The sequence below is a fragment of the Vibrio sp. Vb1574 genome (assembly GCF_033338675.1).
Genome location: NZ_JAWOTC010000006.1, coordinates 166890 through 185431, shown reverse-complemented (window position 1 = coordinate 185431; position 18542 = coordinate 166890). Strand labels below are relative to the sequence as shown.

General features: G+C 42.8%; 12 protein-coding genes. 11 read left to right on the top strand and 1 reads right to left on the bottom strand.

Annotated features, from left to right (window positions below; genetic code table 11):
- Window positions 1–111: 111 nt before the first annotated feature.
- From R7O12_RS07080 to rmf, 11 genes are all read left to right on the top strand, one after another.
- The gene (locus R7O12_RS07080) at window positions 112–777 is read left to right on the top strand and encodes a hypothetical protein (RefSeq protein WP_005377438.1); all 666 of its coding nucleotides are present in this window, start codon (window positions 112–114) and stop codon (window positions 775–777) included.
- Between the two features lie 226 nt (window positions 778–1003).
- Window positions 1004–3610: an aminopeptidase N gene (pepN, locus tag R7O12_RS07075; protein WP_258667029.1), complete on the top strand. Its 2607-nt coding sequence runs from the start codon at window positions 1004–1006 to the stop codon at window positions 3608–3610.
- A 65-nt stretch (window positions 3611–3675) separates the two neighbouring features.
- Window positions 3676–3894, top strand: a complete 219-nt coding sequence (locus tag R7O12_RS07070) for a DUF2835 domain-containing protein (protein ID WP_005377440.1) — start codon at window positions 3676–3678, stop codon at window positions 3892–3894.
- A 201-nt stretch (window positions 3895–4095) separates the two neighbouring features.
- On the top strand, window positions 4096–8937 hold the full coding sequence (locus R7O12_RS07065; protein WP_005377441.1) for an NAD-glutamate dehydrogenase: 4842 nt from the start codon (window positions 4096–4098) through the stop codon (window positions 8935–8937).
- Window positions 8938–9248: 311 nt separating this feature from the next.
- Complete coding sequence (gene pyrD / locus R7O12_RS07060) at window positions 9249–10259, top strand: quinone-dependent dihydroorotate dehydrogenase (RefSeq protein ID WP_318125718.1); 1011 nt, start codon at window positions 9249–9251, stop codon at window positions 10257–10259.
- A 168-nt stretch (window positions 10260–10427) separates the two neighbouring features.
- Window positions 10428–10970 carry a cell division protein ZapC gene (locus R7O12_RS07055; RefSeq protein WP_318104597.1) on the top strand — a complete coding sequence of 181 codons (543 nt, stop codon included), beginning with the start codon at window positions 10428–10430 and terminating at the stop codon, window positions 10968–10970.
- 486 nt (window positions 10971–11456) lie between these two features.
- Entirely contained in the window at window positions 11457–13577 is a 2121-nt protein-coding gene (rlmKL, locus tag R7O12_RS07050) for a bifunctional 23S rRNA (guanine(2069)-N(7))-methyltransferase RlmK/23S rRNA (guanine(2445)-N(2))-methyltransferase RlmL (protein ID WP_025766615.1), read from the top strand.
- 21 nt (window positions 13578–13598) lie between these two features.
- Window positions 13599–13841 (top strand): glutaredoxin family protein, encoded by a 243-nt coding sequence (locus tag R7O12_RS07045; RefSeq protein WP_080276907.1) that lies wholly within the window; start codon window positions 13599–13601, stop codon window positions 13839–13841.
- Window positions 13819–15738, top strand: coding sequence for an ABC transporter ATP-binding protein (locus R7O12_RS07040; protein ID WP_005377449.1), 1920 nt, complete (start codon window positions 13819–13821; stop codon window positions 15736–15738). Before R7O12_RS07045 ends, R7O12_RS07040 begins: the two co-directional genes overlap by 23 nt.
- A 7-nt stretch (window positions 15739–15745) precedes the next feature.
- Window positions 15746–17479: a DUF3466 family protein gene (locus tag R7O12_RS07035; RefSeq protein ID WP_318104594.1), complete on the top strand. Its 1734-nt coding sequence runs from the start codon at window positions 15746–15748 to the stop codon at window positions 17477–17479.
- Window positions 17480–17660: 181 nt separating this feature from the next.
- Window positions 17661–17834, top strand: coding sequence for a ribosome modulation factor (gene rmf, locus R7O12_RS07030; RefSeq protein WP_005377453.1), 174 nt, complete (start codon window positions 17661–17663; stop codon window positions 17832–17834).
- 140 nt (window positions 17835–17974) lie between these two features.
- Here rmf and fabA read toward each other — a convergent pair whose 3' ends face one another.
- A complete protein-coding gene (fabA, locus tag R7O12_RS07025) occupies window positions 17975–18493 on the bottom strand; it encodes a bifunctional 3-hydroxydecanoyl-ACP dehydratase/trans-2-decenoyl-ACP isomerase (protein ID WP_005390081.1) in 519 nt (172 codons plus the stop codon).
- Between the last annotated feature and the right edge of the window lie 49 nt (window positions 18494–18542).

Here is an 18542-nt window from a genome sequence, read left to right as displayed (position 1 = left end):
CGAGCAAGATATTCGCTTATTTTCCCCCAATAATTTACGTGATCTACATCTAAAATTTCGCGAAAGTGAGGACTACTGGCTAAGCTAAAAGAAAACGATAAGGATGCCGATATGAAGTGGTTCTTTATTTTACTTAGCTTTTGCTGCTTTAGTGTGTTTGGTGGAGAAAACACCAGAGAAGATGAATTAAGTCACTTTGACACGCCGTTTCTCATCGGAGACTGGTATTTGATGAACCCAAACCCCGAAGAGTCGGCTGAAAACTTTCGTGCGATCAAACTCTCATTAGGTTCTGACTACAGCTTTTCTATTGATATTCAAAAGAAAGACTATTCCGTTGACCATTGGGAAGGGCTGTATAACGCAAATGAAGACACCATCGTTCTTGGTTTAAACACCGACGAGCCTCAAATTTATGCCTATCGCAACAACCATAATACGCTTGATCTTAATGGTGTAACGTTCACTAAAGGATTATCTAATTCACTTGCAGGTATTTGGTCTAGCTCTCACGTATCTGGCGACGGTCTTGTGGCCAACAACATTAATCAGATGGATTTGATACTTCAACCTGATTTCGTATTCATGTTTAGGGTTTCGAACGAAGAAGGGGATGAGTCCATCAAACAAGGTGTGTTTTACACAGAAGATGAGTTTTTGGTTCTGCTGTATGAAAATGGCGAGCATGGAACCACGTATAAGCTCAACAAGAATGAGCTAACGATCGAAGATTCCAATGGTGATATGTACGCCGTACTCAATAGAGTTACGCCATGATGCCTTTAACATGCGCCAAATTACGCGTGCGTACGGTAAGTCATTAATGTTGTTTAAATGTTAATCAAAAAACGGAGCTAGAGCACTAAAAGCTCCGTTTTTTGATGGAAAGACTTGTATTCTGATACCACAACCCCTACAAATAGCTTATATAGTGATACCAGAAATGCATTTTTGATCATGCAGTCTGGTATTTTTGTTGTTCGACATACAAGGATTTATGCTCATGTCTCAAGCTCCCCTGGCCAAATATCGTAAAGATTATAAAGAGCCATCTCATGCGATTACTGATATCGATCTTACTTTTGATCTATATGACAATGACACAATCGTTACGGCGGTATCAAAAGTTGCTCAAAAAGGCGATACAACAACGCTAGAACTCGATGGCGAAGGGCTTGAGCTACGCGCTGTAAAAGTAAATGGTGAGGATTGGGCTCATCACGAGGTGAAGGAGTCATCGCTGGTACTGACCGATCTTCCATCCGAGTTTGAACTTGAAATCGTCACCAAAATTGATCCTGAAGCGAATACAGCACTCGAAGGTTTGTACAAATCAGGCGGCGCATTTTGTACTCAGTGTGAGGCTGAGGGCTTCCGCCGTATCACGTACTATCTAGACCGTCCGGATGTTCTAGCAAAATACACAACAAAAGTGATCGCAGATAAAGCGGCTTACCCATATTTGCTGAGCAATGGTAACCGAATTGCAGAAGGTGATGCAGAGAACGGTCGTCATTGGGTTCAATGGCAGGATCCGCATCCAAAACCAGCTTACTTGTTCGCCCTTGTTGCAGGCGACTTTGATGTATTGCGTGACAAATATACAACGATGTCAGGTCGCAGTGTTGATTTAGAAATCTTTGTTGATAAAGGTAACCTAGATCGTGCAGGCCATGCGATGACATCTTTGATCAACTCGATGAAGTGGGATGAGGAACGCTTTGGCCTGGAATACGATCTGGATATTTACATGATCGTTGCTGTTGATTTCTTCAACATGGGTGCAATGGAAAACAAAGGCTTGAACATTTTTAACTCAAAATATGTGCTGGCGAACGATCAAACTGCGACAGATCGTGATTATTTAGGCATCGAAGCTGTGATCGGTCATGAGTACTTCCACAATTGGACTGGAAACCGTGTCACTTGTCGTGACTGGTTCCAACTAAGTCTAAAAGAAGGCTTAACCGTATTCCGTGACCAAGAATTCTCTTCTGACTTAGGCTCTCGTGCTGATAACCGTATTGATAACGTACGTATTATTCGTGGTCCTCAATTTGCGGAAGATGCAAGCCCAATGTCTCACCCGATTCGTCCTGACAAAGTCATTGAGATGAATAACTTCTACACGCTAACGGTGTATGAAAAGGGCAGCGAAGTTATTCGTATGTACCATACACTCCTTGGCGAAGAGGGCTTCCAAAGAGGAATGAAACTTTATTTTGAACGTCACGATGGTACCGCCGCGACGTGTGAAGACTTTGTTTCTGCAATGGAAGATGCCACCGGTGTTGATTTAAAACAGTTCCGTCTGTGGTACAGCCAATCGGGTACACCAACGCTGCGCGTAAATAGCGAATACAACGCTGATGCAAAAACTTACGCACTAACGGTAGAGCAATTTACGGAGCCGACGCAAGACCAAGCAGAAAAACAAGCGCTGCATATCCCGTTCGATATCGAGTTGTATGATTCGAAAGGTCAAGTTATCCCATTGATGAGTAACGGTGAATCTGTTCATAACGTGCTGGATATTAAACAAGATAAGCAAACGTTCGTATTTGAAAATGTCGAAGAACAGCCAGTGCCATCTTTGTTGCGTGAATTCTCGGCACCAGTCAAATTAGAATACGATTACAGCGATGACGAGTTAGTCTTCTTGATGAAGCACGCAACGAACGATTTTGCTCGATGGGACGCTAGCCAAATGCTATTGGCTAAATACATTCGTCAGAATGTGAAAAACGTTCAAGCGGGACAAGAAGTATCGCTTTCTGAAGGTGTGATAGATGCTTTCCGCGGTGTGCTGTTGGATGAAACGCTTGAGCCAGCTTTCATTGCTCAAGTTTTCTCTATGCCTTCAATCAATGAGATTACTGGTTGGTACCAGCAAATTGATATCGATGCCGTAGACAAAGTCCTAAACAGCATTACAGTGTCACTTTCCAAAGAGTTAGAAGATGAGCTAAGTGCGACTTATCACACGCTTAAGCAAACAGAGTATACGATCGACCATGCTGCTATTGGCAAGCGTGCTTTACGTAACCGTTGCCTTCAGTACCTTACACATACGGAAAAAGGTAATGATTTAGTCAACGCGCAGTACGCATCTGCAAATAACATGACAGATACGATTGCTGCGATGAGTGCTGCAAATAACGCTCAGCTCGAGTGTCGTGAAGCACTTATGGCTGATTACAGCGATAAATGGAAGCACGATGGTTTGGTTATGGATAAGTGGTTTGCACTGCAAGGTAGCAATCCTGCAGAGGATGCTCTTGAAAAAGTAAAAGCAACCATGAACCACGAAGCATTTAGTTTGAAAAATCCGAACCGTACGCGCAGCTTAATTGGCTCGTTCTTAAGTGCGAACCCTGTACGTTTCCATGATAAATCCGGTGTAGGTTACCAGTTTGCCGGTGAAATTCTTCGCCAACTAAATGATTCGAACCCACAAGTAGCTTCTCGAATGATTGATCCTTTGCTTAAGTTCCGTAAATACGATGAAGCTCGCCAAGCAATGATTCGTGCAGAACTTGAAAAGCTCAAAGCAATGGATAATCTTGCTAAAGATCTATTCGAAAAAGTGACTAAAGCACTAGACGAATAGTAAACAACACAATAGGGTGGTCATTAAGGCCACCTTATTTGTTTATGTCACTTAGTTTTCACTTCATGAACTATTACTACTTCAATCTCAACATTTCATATCAAACGTTTTTATCTCATTATTCTGGTGCGGCAAGTGTTGTTCAAGTTGTCACACACAACGGTTTGCGTTTGCAGTTACCCGCCGCGAGATTTAGACCATTTCTTAGTCAATTGGGCGTTAGAGGCCAGTTTAGACTAACAACTGACCAAAATAATAAGTTTCTTAAGTTAGAAACTCTGTGATGTATTGTATTTGCAGAGAGTTAAATAGGAATCTTAGTCACAGAATCGGACATTTCACCTCTTACCACTACGATTAGTTGTTAAACATTTGTAATTATGCTTTTACAATGGGCACATGCATTACCTATGCTTAGTTTCTAAGGTAACAACCTAGCTACTAAGTCCCCCTACAAAACAACAATTCTAATGTGGAGTGTGAATATGACCGCGCGTGAAAATGTAGTGCCGGTTCTGCTTGAAAAGGTTTACCAACTGATTCAAGACAAACTCGAGCTTTCTCACCAAACGCTTGTAACTAAACTTGCTCAACACTTATTCAGTAACATTGCTGATGATGATCTAATTCAGCGAAACGAATCCGACCTTTATGGTGCTGTCGTTAGCCTTTGGCACCATATCAATGAAAAAAAACCAGAAGAGATTTCGGTTCGAGTATTTAACCCGACCGTAAGTCGTCAAGGCTGGCAATCCACACACACAATCGTAGAAATTGTTGTTCCAGATAGTCCATTCTTAGTGGACTCAGTCAAAATGGCTTTAGCACGTTTGGATCTTGTTTGTCACCTAATGTTGAATAACCCAACACAGATTCAGCGTGATAAAAAAGGCCAAGTTACAGACGTAAACGGTGAGGGTGGTGTTCTTCAATCACTTTTCCACATAGAGGTAGACCGCCTTACTAGTAAAGACGAGATGCAAGCGCTTAAAGAAGAGCTGTTAAGAATTCTATCTGATACTCGCTTAGTCGTTGATGACTGGAAGCAGATGGTTGATAAGCTTAAGTTTGTTACTGATGAACTTGAGAAAAATAAAGATCGTGTTTCTATCCAAACTGATCGTATGGATGAAACGATCGCATTTCTTCGTTGGCTAGAAGATCATAACTTTACCTTTATGGGTTATAAAGATTATGACTTAAAAGAGGTCAATGGTGATACCGAACTTGTTCCTGCTAAAGAAAAAGGACTAGGTCTGTTTGCTGATGACAAGCGCGTGCGTAGCGTCAAGCTCTCTGAATTATCAGATTCAGCGCGATTAGAAGCGAAAAAACCATACGCTCTGATCATCACCAAAGGTAACAAAGCATCTCGTATCCACCGTCCGGCTTATACTGATTACATCGGTATTAAGAAGTTTGATGAAAACGGTAAAGTAATAGGTGAGCATCGCTTTACTGGTTTATATACCTCCGCCGTTTACAACCAAGCGGTACAAAGTATTCCTTTGATCCGCGAAAAAGTTGACCGTATCCTTGAAGCAAGTGGATACCGTCACGGATCATACTCATACAAAGCATTGCACAATATCTTAGAAAACTACCCACGCGACGAGTTGCTTCAAGCTAATGAAGAAGAGCTGCTTGAGGTGGGAATGGGTGTTGTACAAATGCAAGATCGTGACTTGCTGCGTTTGTTTGTTCGTAAAGACCCATTTGGTCGTTTCTTCAGTTGCATGGTTTATGTCACTAAAGATCGTTACAACACAGAATTGCGTCGTCAAACTCAACGCATTCTTAAGCAGTACTTTGGTTGCGAGCAAGAGGTTGAATTTACAACGTACTTCTCAGAAAGCCCACTAGCGAGAACACATTACATTGTTCGTGTAGACAATAACAACATTGACGTAGACGTGAAAAAGATCGAGCAAAATCTAATGGAAGTTTCTACCTCTTGGGATGACAGACTAAAAGAATCCATCATTGCTAACTTTGGTGAAAGTAAAGGCCTTCCTCTTTCAAAAGAATATATGAGTGCGTTCCCTCGCTCATACAAAGAGGACATGATGCCAGGTTCTGCGGTTGCAGATATCGAGCGCTTAGAAGCGTTAAGTGATGATAATAAACTTGGCATGTTGTTCTACCGACCTCAAGAAGAGGGTGCAGATTCCAAAGCTGTCCGCTTAAAGTTATACCATCGCGATGAACCAATTCACCTTTCTGACGTAATGCCGATGTTGGAAAACCTTGGTTTGCGTGTGATTGGCGAATCGCCATATGAGATCGAGAAAAACAACGGGCAGACTTTCTGGATCCTTGACTTCTCTATGCTGCATAAGAGCGAGAAAACCGTTGACCTTCGTGAAGCTCGTGATCGTTTCCAACAAGCATTTGCTGCCATTTGGGCGGGTAATCTTGAAAGTGATGGTTTCAACCGATTGTTATTAGGTGCGTCTTTATCTGGCCGTGAGATTTCCATTCTTCGCGCTTACGCACGATACATGCGCCAAGTCGGCTTCCCATTCAGTCAGCAGTACATCGAAGACACGCTAAGCCACTACCCAGACTTAGCGACAGGTCTAGTCAAGCTGTTCACCAAGCGATTTGATCCGAAACACAAAGGCAGCGAGAAAGGCCAAAACGATCTAATTAAAAAGCTAACAGAGCAGTTGGATCGTGTAGAGAGCTTGGATGATGATCGTATTATTCGTCGTTATATTGAAATGATCATGGCGACGCTTCGTACCAACTACTACCAAGTAGACGAGAATAAGCAGCCTAAGCCTTGGTTATCTTTGAAAATGAAGCCAAGCGATATTCCTGAGATTCCGCAGCCTGTACCTGCATTCGAGATCTTTGTTTACGCACCAGATATTGAAGGTGTTCACCTTCGTGGTGGAAAAGTGGCTCGTGGTGGTTTGCGTTGGTCAGATCGTCAAGAAGACTTCCGTACGGAGATTCTTGGCTTAGTAAAAGCGCAACAGGTTAAGAACACTGTAATTGTACCAGTGGGTGCAAAAGGCGGCTTCGTTTGTAAACGCCAGCCATCTCTCACCACTCGTGATGAAATTTTTGCGGAAGGTCAGCGTTGTTACAAACGCTTTATCCGTGCACTGCTAGATGTGTCAGATAACATCATTGAAGGAGAAGTAGTACCACCACAAAACGTTGTTCGTCACGATGAAGATGACCCATATCTAGTAGTGGCTGCCGATAAAGGCACAGCAACCTTCTCAGATTTGGCAAACTCTGTTTCTGCAGAATATAACTTCTGGCTAGGTGACGCATTCGCTTCAGGTGGTTCAAACGGTTACGATCACAAAGCAATGGGTATCACCGCAAAAGGTGGTTGGGAATCTGTTAAGCGTCACTTCCGTGAAATGGGCATCAACTGTCAGACCACTGATTTTACTGCAATCGGTGTAGGTGATATGGCAGGTGACGTGTTCGGTAACGGTATGCTGTTATCGAAGCATATTCGATTGCAAGCTGCGTTTAACCACATGCACATCTTTATTGATCCAAATCCAGATTCAGCCAGCAGCTGGGAAGAGCGTAACCGCTTGTTTAATCTGCCAAGATCAAGCTGGGAAGATTACAACAAAGACTTGATCTCTCAAGGTGGTGGCATCTTCTCTCGTCGATCAAAATCGATCCAGTTGACGCCAGAAATTCAGAAAATGTTAGGTACTAAGAAAGCATCTTTAGCGCCTAACGATCTGATAAAGATGATCTTGAAAATGAAAGTCGATCTGCTTTGGAATGGTGGTATCGGCACTTACGTTAAATCATCGACAGAAACTCATACAGATGTTGGTGACCGTGCTAACGACATGCTGCGCATTGACGGCCGTGACTTAAGAGCCAAAGTGGTTGGCGAAGGTGGTAACTTGGGTATGACTCAGCTTGGTCGTATCGAATACGCACTAACTGGCGGTCGAGTGAACACGGACTTCGTTGATAACGTAGGTGGCGTTGACTGTTCGGATAATGAAGTCAACATCAAGATCTTCCTCAATGGACTGGTTTCAAATGGCGATCTTACGGTTAAGCAACGTAACCAAATTCTAGAGTCTATGGAAGACGAAGTGGGTGAAATTGTCTTGGATGATGCTTACCGTCAGTCGGAGTCGATCTCTGTTACTGAACAGCAAGGTGTTGGCATTGTTAAGGAGCAAATTCGATTCATCCACACTATGGAGAAAGCAGGGTACTTGGATCGTGCTCTCGAATACATTCCTGATGATGAAACGCTAATCGAGCGTGAAAAACAGGGACTAGGTCTGACTCGCCCTGAGCTATCAGTGTTAGTTGCCTACGGTAAAATGGTACTTAAACAGCAACTTGTTACGGATGAAATCGCAAATGATGAATTCCATGCAAAACAACTTGTTGAATATTTCCCAAGTGCGTTACGACGTAACTATAAAGATCAAATGGTTAATCACCCACTGCGAGCTGAAATTATCGCTACAGCATTGGCTAACCAGATGGTTAATGAAATGGGCTGTAACTTCGTTACTCGTTTGCAAGAAGAAACTGGTGCAAGTGTTGTCGATATTGCCAACGCTTACAGTGCGGCTAGAGAAATCTTTGATTTAGAAGAAATCCTCAAGCAAACTCGCAAACTTGATAACGTTGCGACAGCGCAAGCTCAATACGAAATTATGTTTTACGTGCGCCGAGCACTGCGTCGAATTGCACGCTGGTTGCTTCGTAACCGTAGCGGCAAATGCACGGTCGGTGAGTTGATTGCTATCTACAAGCAAGATGTCAATGTTATCACTGAAACCCTAGACACTATGTTAGTTGAGTCTGAAGTTGAAGAACACAATGAGTTGGCTCAAGGTTGGATAGAGAAAGGGGTTGAAGAGAAACTCGCTCACCAAGTTGCCCGCTTATCAAGCTTACAATCTGCACTGGATATTTCATCAGTAGCAAGTGAAACAGGTAAAACGGTTGAGCAAGCATCGAAACTCTACTTTAACTTGGGTGACCGTTTATCGTTGCATTGGTTCTTGAAGCAAATTAATAGCCAAGCCGTTGATAACAACTGGCAAGCACTTGCAAGAGCGGCATTCCGTGAAGATCTGGACTGGCAACAACGTCAACTTACCGCTCAGGTACTGACTTGTGGCTGCTCAACCGAAGAGCTTGACGTGATGGCTGCGTTAGAAGATTGGATTGAAACTAACGAGCAATCGTTGCACCGCTGGGAGAGTATCTTAAACGAGTTCAAAGTTGGCTCAGTACACGAATTTGCTAAGTTCTCTGTAGCACTTCGAGAGCTAGTACTTTTAAACCTCAACTGCTCATCGAAAGAGTAGTGGAATAATCAAGTCATAAGTAAAAGCCTCGTTATTTAACGGGGCTTTTTATTATCTATTATTCACATTTGGAACGAAAATAGTTACATTGTCACATTGAATTGAAATTAAAACAGAGTGAAATCGATTGCTTTTAAGCGGTTAGTTACGATTTTTATCGCAGAAACTTGATTGTAATTGTTTGTTTTATATTTAAAAATCTTATAAAGATATAGGTTTTTACTTATTACGTTCATTTTCATTGAATTACGATGAAAAACGGTAAATAATATTGTCCCGTTTATACGGGGCTTTTTTCTTTCGGAGGCACAATGCTTTACCGTCTAGCCAGAACTGGCTTTTTCCAACTCGATGCCGAGAAGGCACATGATCTTGCAATCAAGAACTTCCAACGCTTTAACGGCACACCACTTGATCTCTTTTACCGCCAACAGTTACCAACTCGTCCAGTTGAGTGTATGGGTCTAACATTCCGTAACCCTGTTGGTCTTGCGGCTGGTTTAGATAAAAACGGCGAATGTATTGAAGCATTTGATGCCATGGGCTTTGGCTTTGTCGAAGTCGGCACTGTAACGCCACGACCACAACCAGGTAATGATAAACCACGCTTATTCCGTTTAGTGGAAGCAGAAGGGATCATCAACCGCATGGGCTTTAATAACCTAGGCGTTGATAATTTGATCGAGAATGTTAAACGAGCAAAATTCAATTGTGTTCTCGGAATTAATATCGGTAAAAATAAAGATACGCCAATTGAGAAAGGGGCAGAGGACTACCTGATTTGTATGGAAAAAGTGTATGAGTATGCTGGCTATATTGCAGTAAACATCTCATCGCCAAACACTCCAGGTCTTCGTTCACTTCAATATGGTGAAGCGCTTGATGAACTGCTTTCCGAATTAAAAGCGAAACAAGCGGAGTTATCAGAGAAGTACAACAAGTATGTCCCGTTAGCATTAAAGATTGCGCCAGATTTAAGTGACGATGAAATCTGCCAAATCTGCGATTCTTTATTGAAAAACAATATAGATGGTGTGATCGCGACTAACACAACTTTGGATCGCACGATCGTAGAAGGGATGAGACACGCCAATGAGGCAGGTGGCTTGAGTGGTCGCCCTGTGCAATCACGCTCTACGGAGGTCTTACGTAAGCTTCATGAAGAGCTTGGAGACAAACTTCCAATTATCGGTGTTGGTGGTGTAGATTCCTATGTTGCAGCCAAAGAAAAGATCATGGCAGGCGCTAAACTTGTTCAAGTCTACACTGGCTTTATTTACCACGGCCCAGGTCTCGTACGTGATATTGTTAAGAATCTTTAACACATACATCAAAAACTACTGAAAAATCAGTACCTGTTACATAAAAAAGAGGACTTTGTTTCCTCTTTTTTTTTATCCGTTCGTTTGTAGAATTTAAAAATCACGAGTAGGTAATTAAGCGTCTTACCTCTTTACCACTGATTTAACTAGTCAAGAGAGAACGGAATAATGCTTAAACCCAGCGACAAATGGAATTGGTATTTTGACGAGCAAAAAGCTTGCTTAATGCTGGATCTGGGGGAGGAAATGATTTTCCAAACCAATCTATCCCGAAAATTGTTGGTTAACTGTGCCTTCTCAAACAGTGAATTTACCGTTGATGACGCCAGCGCATTTCAAACGTTTAATGAGCGCATTCGTTGTCTCGATATCAGTGAATATCGCCAAGCTGAATTAACACTGTATTGTGTTGCTGCAAAGCGTTTTCATAAACCTGTACAGCCTAAGAGCTGGTTCTTCGATGCACAGTCCTCTGATTATGAACCTCAAGAAGGGGACATGGTCTTTCTCACAAATCAATATTCTGATGGTATGTTCATCGTTCTAGAACCAGGCGAAACATCGAGCTTATGTGCTTATGTTAACCAAGAAGCCTTTGTTCTTGATGGCAATAAGGCGCTTCAATTTGGGCAGCCGATTAAAGTAATGTATGATCGCATGGCTTGTGCAAACCACCTCTTTGCAATGACCCCTATGGCAATGGTGGGTTAAAGCGGTTTAATTTTTCTTTATTTCGTTCCTTTGTTTGCCTTAATCGACCTTATTGGGTCGATTTTTTTTGTCCTTTCCTCTGACACTCCAATCCGAAAGACCATGAAACTGTTTGTTTTCTATGCATGCAAACATGAAGCTGGTCACTTTTATTTTACTTATTTCAATTTGATTACTCCTTTAATTAGGCAACCTAGCGCCTAAAACAACCCTATTTATTCCCCTATAAAGGGCATTTGTAAGTAATTTACATCAACCAATCACGACTGGTATATACCAAAATGCATGTAAATAAGTATTCACTTCTTCTAAAGGAAACAAAATACGTTCATGAATGAAAAACATTCAAACTAAAGATGTTGAAAGTTTTAGATCATTTGAGTGGTGATGATTTGAACTAACGGGTGGGAAAATACCTTTAAAAACGAGGCATTGATCGTAAAGTCAGGTATAATTGAAGCCATTTTTTATCAGCGAAAGAACACTATGAATCAATATCTCGCGGTAACTTCAAATGGCATGGAAAATTTGCTTGTTGAAGAACTGACTAAACTAGGCATTGAAAATGCGAAACCAGTACAGGCAGGCGTAAAATTTAAAGCGACAAACGAACAGGTTTATCGCTGTTGTTTGTGGAGCCGTTTAGCGTCTCGATTTGTACGTGTTTTATCTGAGTTCACGTGTAACAACGACATGGACTTGTATCTATCCACTTCCACTATTAACTGGGTTAACCAATTTCATAGCTCTAAACGCTTTGTTGTGGACTTTAACGGCACAAACCGTGAGATTAGAAATAGCCAATACGGAGCTATGAAGGTCAAAGATGGCATCGTAGATTGCTTTGAGAATAAAGGCTTGCCACGTCCTAATATCAGCAAAGAACGCCCAGATATTCGTATTCACGTTCGTTTGCATAAAGATAAAGCGTTGCTTGGGATAGACATGGTAGGTAGTGGTCTTCATCAGCGTGGTTATCGACCAGAATCGGGTCGTGCGCCATTACGTGAAACGCTTGCTTCTGCGATTATCATGCGTTGTGGCTGGGATGGGCATCAACCATTACTCGATCCAATGTGTGGTTCTGGTACTTTGCTTATTGAAGCGGCAATGATGGCAGCCAACATGGCACCTGGCGTTAAGCGCAAACAATGGGGCTTCGAAGTTTTGGAAGACTTTGAACCGGAGACCTGGGCTGAGATTAAATCAGAGGCTAATGTTCAAGCTAGACGGGGTGTCAAGAAAGTTGACGCTAAGTTTTTTGGATTCGATAACGACCCCAAAGTATTAAAAGTCGCTCAAGAAAACGCCCGCAGAGCAGGTGTTGAAGAGTTGATTGAGTTTGCGCAAGGTGATGCTGCAACTATTACTCGTCCCGCAGGATTTGAACACGGTGTTATCGTTTCAAACCCACCTTACGGTGAGCGTCTAGGAACTGAGCCGGGGCTGATTGCGCTCTATACCGCATTCGGTGGACAGCTAAAATCTGAGTTTGGCGGATGTAAAGCATCTATCTTCTCGAGCTCAGACGAGCTCTTGAGTTGCCTTCGTATGCGCGCTGATAAACAGTTTAAATTGAACAACGGTGCGTTACCGTGTCACCAAAAGAACTACAGCATTGCCGAGCGCAGCGCTGATGAAGTTAAAGGTGCAGATACTAACGTTCAAATCGCACCAGACTTCTCAAACCGTTTGAAGAAAAACATTGGCAAGATTGGCAAGTGGGCTCGTAAAGAGAAACTAGACTGCTATCGTATCTACGATGCAGACCTTCCAGAATACAACGTAGCGATCGACGTGTACGGCGATCAAATTGTGATTCAAGAGTACGCAGCACCTAAGAACATCCCTGAAGAAAAAGCCAAGCGTCGTCTAACGGACATTATCCGTGCGACGATTCAGGTGACCGGTGTTGAAGCGAACAAAGTTGTACTGAAAGTTCGTGAGAAGCAGAAAGGTCGAAGCCAGTACCAAAAATTAGGTCAGGTATCAGAGACGCTCGAAGTAAACGAGTACGGTGTGAAGCTGATCGTGAACCTTCATGACTACCTAGACACAGGCCTGTTCTTGGATCATAAGATCACTCGTCGTCGTCTTGGCGAAATGGCACAGGGTAAAGATTTCCTTAACTTGTTTGCTTACACTGGTAGTGCAACAGTGCACGCTGCAGTTGGTGGTGCGCGTTCCACTACAACTGTCGATATGTCAAACACCTACTTGAACTGGGCGAAAGACAATATGCAGCTTAATGGCTGTGTAGGGCGCCAACATAAATATGAACAAGCGGACTGTTTGCAATGGCTAGAAAACGCAAAAGGTGAGTACGACTTGATCTTTATTGACCCACCTACGTTCTCTAACTCTAAGCGTATGGAAACATCATTCGATGTACAACGTGACCACATTAAGCTAATGAAGAACCTCAAACGTTTACTGAGAAGTGAAGGCACAATCGTATTTTCAAATAACAAACGTCACTTCAAGATGGATGAAGAATCACTCGCTGAATTGGGTTTGAAGGCTCAGAATATTTCTTCTCAAACGTTACCATTAGATTTTTCGCGTAATAAACAGATTCATAACTGTTGGCTAGTAACGCACGCGTAGTATAAACAAAAGGATTAATACGTGCTGATATTGTATAGCACGGAGGGATGCCATCTTTGTGAGATGGCATTTGCTCTAGTAGACCAAGTCGGTTTGGCCGAGCAAACAGATATCATTGATATTGCGTTCGATGATGTACTATTTTCTCGTTACGGCGTCATAATACCCGTATTAAAATATCAAGATTCTGAGTTGAACTGGCCGTTTGACTTAGAACAACTCACACATTGGTTGGATAATAATGGCATTACTTACCATTCATAACGCACAACTTGCATTTGGTGACCACCCATTGCTAGACAAAGCGGAGTTCGCTCTTCAAGAAAACGAACGCGTTTGTTTAGTTGGTCGTAACGGAGCAGGTAAGTCCACGTTAATGAAAGTGCTTGCCGGCGACATTTTGTTGGATGATGGCAAGATTCAAATAACTCAAGACGTAGTAGTTTCTCGGCTTGAACAAGATCCACCGCGCAATCAAGAGGGTACGGTTTACGAATACGTATCTGGCGGTTTGGCTGAAATCGGCGAACAATTGAAGATCTATCACGATCTTCTCGATCTTGTTGCTCAAGACCCAAGTGAGAAGAACATTAACCGTTTGGCGAAAGTTCAAGAGCAACTTGATCATTCTAACGCTTGGCGCTTTGATGACCGTGTTAAGAACGTACTTGGCGCTTTAAAACTAAGCCCAGAAACCAAACTGACCGATCTATCCGGTGGCTGGCAACGTAAAGCTGCTTTAGCTCGTGCGCTGGTTTGTGATCCTGATGTATTGCTTCTTGATGAACCAACAAACCATCTCGATGTGACAACGATCGAATGGTTAGAGAACTTCTTAAAAGACTTCAAAGGCTCGATCATCTTTATTTCTCACGACCGTGCATTCATCAAGTCGATGGCGACACGCATCGTTGACTTAGATCGCGGTCAATTAGCTTCTTTCCCTGGTAATTACGAACAGTATTTGAATGACAAAGAAGAAATGCTTCGCGTCGAAGAAATGCAAAATGCTGAGTTCGATAAGAAACTAGCGCAGGAAGAAGTGTGGATTCGTCAAGGCATTAAAGCACGTCGTACTCGTAATGAAGGCCGTGTTCGAGCCCTTAAAAAACTTCGTGAAGAGCGTCGTGACCGTCGTGAAGTTCAAGGTAAAGTTAACCTAAACATCGATGATGCTTCTCGTTCAGGTAAGATTGTATTTGAAGCAGAAAATGTATCTTTTGCTTACGAAGGCAAGACAATTGTCGACGACTTTAGCTTTAACATCATGCGTGGTGACCGTATTGCACTTATCGGACCAAATGGCTGCGGTAAGAGTACGGTACTTAAATTGCTACTAGGGCAATTGGAAGCGCAGTCTGGTCGTTTACACTGCGGAACAAAATTAGAAGTCGCGTACTTTGATCAGTACCGAGAGATTTTGGATCCAGAAAAGACAGTGATCGATAACTTAGCGGATGGGAAACAAGAAGTAATGGTTGGGGGACGTCAGCGTCATGCGCTGAGTTATCTTCAAGACTTCTTATTTGCACCTAAGCGCGCCAGAACCCCGGTTAAGGCACTTTCTGGTGGTGAGAAAAACCGATTATTGCTAGCCCGTATCTTGTTGAAACCAAACAACTTACTTATTCTTGATGAACCAACTAACGATTTGGATATCGAAACGTTGGAACTTTTAGAAGAAATGCTTGCCAATTATCAGGGTACATTATTGTTAGTGAGTCACGACCGTGAGTTCGTAGACAACACAGTAACAACCAGCTGGATTTTTGAGGGTAACGGTATAATCGAAGAGTTCGTTGGTGGTTATCATGATGCTAAACAGCAGCGTGACCAAGTTCTTGCTTCGCGCAGTCAGGTTGAAAAACCAACAAAGAAAGAGAAAGTGGTTGAGGAAACTCCCAAAACTACGCAACCTAAGAACAATTCGAAGAAGTTATCGTATAAGCTGCAAAGAGAATTAGAGGCTCTACCAGCTAAACTTGAACAATTAGAGTCGGATATCGAGAGCCTTCAGGAGCAAGTGAACGATCCAGAGTTCTTTGCTAAACCTGTAGAGCAAACTCAGCCGGTATTGGAACAGCTTGCTGCATTAGAGCAGGAGTTGGAAATCGCATTCGAGAGATGGGAAGAACTCGAAGCAATGCAACAGGATAGTTAAGAATTCAATGAATTGTAGTAATAAATTCAAATTGACCGCCATTGCAATGATGGTTGGTACCACAATGAACGCACAGGCGGCATTGTATCAAGTTGTTGAGGTTTCACCTCAGGATCATGGTTCAAACGGTGACTACCAAACGGCTTACGGGGTTGCAATTCAACAGGGCAATGCAGGTACAGATCCTTCAACAGGTTCACCTTTCGCTCTAGGCTGCTTTGATGCAGCAGCAAACTGCACGCCAGAGCAGTTTAAACTTGCAATGGAAACTCGCACTACACCGATTTCAGCGACACAAGCCGTGGATGGGAACAGCTATCGTGAAGAAATCCCATTCGGATTAGACGCTGGCTTTTATTACATCCAAGAACTCAAAGACTTTGAGCGTTACTGTTACAACCAGCTTCGCTATTCCACCTGTGACTCATGGGCTTCAGTAAACTGGACGCCGTGGAATAAAGAACGTAGTAAAGACTTTACTTCTAATGCGTTAGCGTTCATAGAAGAAGATTCTGCTGCTTATAAAAATGAATATAACAATGTTATCAACCAGCTTACCGAGGATGGTGCAGCTGTCGGTAATCAGAGTAAAGTTAGCACAAAAAATACTTCTACATTAGAAACACGAAATACCGTAGTTGCACCAGTAGAGCCAAATATTCTTACTGGCGATGGTGACGCAAGTGTTGTGCAAAGCCATGCTTGGAGCACAGACGGCAATTTTACTGTTGGCAGTGTTTCTCGAACAGCAAGCAATACCAATGGATCTCACCACACATCAAAAGCAGCGATTTGGGATCAAAGCGGAACCGTCAGTGAATTGGCTTGGCCAAGTGGCACATCTAAAGATGGAGAAAGGTTAGCTCAAGGGAGCATGCGTGACCTTGTCACTGATGGAACTACGGTCTATGGCGTAGGTTACAACACTTACAGTGATGATAACTACCTGAATGCGACTGTTTTTGTCGGAACTCTAGAAGCCGAAGGTAGCGTTGAAAACGCAACTTGGAAAAACAAAGTTGTTGTAGGAGCTAGACAGCGCGAGGGTGATGATACGGTTCATACAAACTCACGATTAACCGACGTTAACTCTAATTTTGTTGCTATTGGTGAAGCAAAACGTTCGGGCGGATACTTAATGCCAACGGGCTCTGCTCCGAATCGTCTCTTTATCGTAGATGATGTTCGTAAGGATTCTATTAGCGCTTTTTACCCAACTACTGGCATTTTCTTTAGCGGTGCGGGCGGTAAGATGGGCGGTATCAACTCTTACAATGAAATCGTCGGGCAACTTGATGCAGAAACGACTCGTGAAGACGATGGCAAGCCACGTCGTAAGCGCGGTTTTATCTATCCATATAGCCTAGGTGGCGAGACTAGTGAACGTGCTGCAACATTGTTTAATGGAAAAGCTTGGTTCCTAGACAGTTTGACTAATGGCGGTGATTACTCTGAACAAAACAATCAGTTCCGTATTATCGACGCAACTGATATCAATGATGCAGGTGTGATCTCTGGTACAGCTATGAAATGTGCAGGTGGTTATAGCACAACAGCAAACAATGCGACATGTAGCTCTGAAGAGCAAATTGTAGCAGTCAAACTAGTACCTATTGCTGACGCAACTAAGGACGACATCGTATCTCGAAGCATTGACTCAACGACGACAGAGCGTCAAGGTGCAGGCCTTGGTTGGTTAGCTTTGACCATGCTTGGATTGTTTGGGTTCCGTAGAAAATAGTTAAAAATCGTCAGTAATTTTTAAATCAAGCAGATGCTCACACATTTGAGTCTCTGCTTTTTTTATGCCTTGAGAAATTGCCTACTTTGATCGATTCTTATAAGTGGAGTCATAAAAACTCCATCAAAGTTTCACAATAACAGCTGTACGTTAGTAAATGGACCTGTATGAGGAATTAACTATGAAGAGACAAAAGCGTGATCGCCTAGAACGAGCTCAATCTCAAGGCTACAAAGCTGGGTTGAATGGAAGGTCTCAAGAGGCTTGCCCATATCAACAAGTTGATGCTCGGTCGTATTGGTTAGGTGGTTGGCGTGATGCCAGAGATGAAAGACAATCTGGTCTCTACAAATAAACTCTCCACATACAAAAAGAAGGATTCGAAAGGGCTCTACGGAGCCTTTTCTACATTATAGGGACATAGGGAAGTAGGTTAACACTCGACAACAAAAAGGCTCCTAAATAGGAGCCTTAATAAATCGATTAAAATCGAGATTAGAAGCTTGAAGTATCTTGGAACAAGCCAACTTTCAAATCTTTTGCTACGTAGATTTCTTTGCCGTCCACACATACACGACCGTCGGCCAAACCCATCACAAGTTTACGGTTTACAACGCGTTTCATGTGGATTTCGTACGTCACTTTTTTCGCTGTTGGCAGGATCTGACCTGTAAACTTCACTTCGCCAACACCCAGAGCACGACCTTTTCCTTTGCCACCAACCCAGCCAAGGAAGAAACCAACAAGTTGCCACATCGCATCAAGGCCAAGACAACCCGGCATTACTGGGTCGCCAGGGAAGTGGCAGTCAAAGAACCACAAATCTGGAGTAATATCCAATTCCGCCAAGATCAAACCTTTACCAAAATCGCCTTCAGTCTCAGACATTTTAGTAACACGATCCATCATTAGCATGTTTGGCGCAGGAAGCTGAGGGTAACCAGGCCCAAACAGTTCGCCTTGGCTAGAAGCAAGTAGATCGTCACGGTTATAAGAATCACGTTTGTTTTGCATTATCAATTACTCCAATTTTTGATAGCTGCATCTTAGTGAACACGTGTAC

What these genes read in the sequence shown, in the direction of transcription:
- R7O12_RS07080 (WP_005377438.1), top strand. Translation starts at nt 112, where the DNA reads ATGAAGTGGTTCTTTATTTTACTTAGCTTTTGCTGCTTTAGTGTGTTT.
- pepN (WP_258667029.1), top strand. Translation starts at nt 1,004, where the DNA reads ATGTCTCAAGCTCCCCTGGCCAAATATCGTAAAGATTATAAAGAGCCA.
- R7O12_RS07070 (WP_005377440.1), top strand. Translation starts at nt 3,676, where the DNA reads ATGAACTATTACTACTTCAATCTCAACATTTCATATCAAACGTTTTTA.
- R7O12_RS07065 (WP_005377441.1), top strand. Translation starts at nt 4,096, where the DNA reads ATGACCGCGCGTGAAAATGTAGTGCCGGTTCTGCTTGAAAAGGTTTAC.
- pyrD (WP_318125718.1), top strand. Translation starts at nt 9,249, where the DNA reads ATGCTTTACCGTCTAGCCAGAACTGGCTTTTTCCAACTCGATGCCGAG.
- R7O12_RS07055 (WP_318104597.1), top strand. Translation starts at nt 10,428, where the DNA reads ATGCTTAAACCCAGCGACAAATGGAATTGGTATTTTGACGAGCAAAAA.
- rlmKL (WP_025766615.1), top strand. Translation starts at nt 11,457, where the DNA reads ATGAATCAATATCTCGCGGTAACTTCAAATGGCATGGAAAATTTGCTT.
- R7O12_RS07040 (WP_005377449.1), top strand. Translation starts at nt 13,819, where the DNA reads ATGGCATTACTTACCATTCATAACGCACAACTTGCATTTGGTGACCAC.
- R7O12_RS07035 (WP_318104594.1), top strand. Translation starts at nt 15,746, where the DNA reads ATGAATTGTAGTAATAAATTCAAATTGACCGCCATTGCAATGATGGTT.
- rmf (WP_005377453.1), top strand. Translation starts at nt 17,661, where the DNA reads ATGAAGAGACAAAAGCGTGATCGCCTAGAACGAGCTCAATCTCAAGGC.
- fabA (WP_005390081.1), bottom strand. Translation starts at nt 18,493, where the DNA reads ATGCAAAACAAACGTGATTCTTATAACCGTGACGATCTACTTGCTTCT.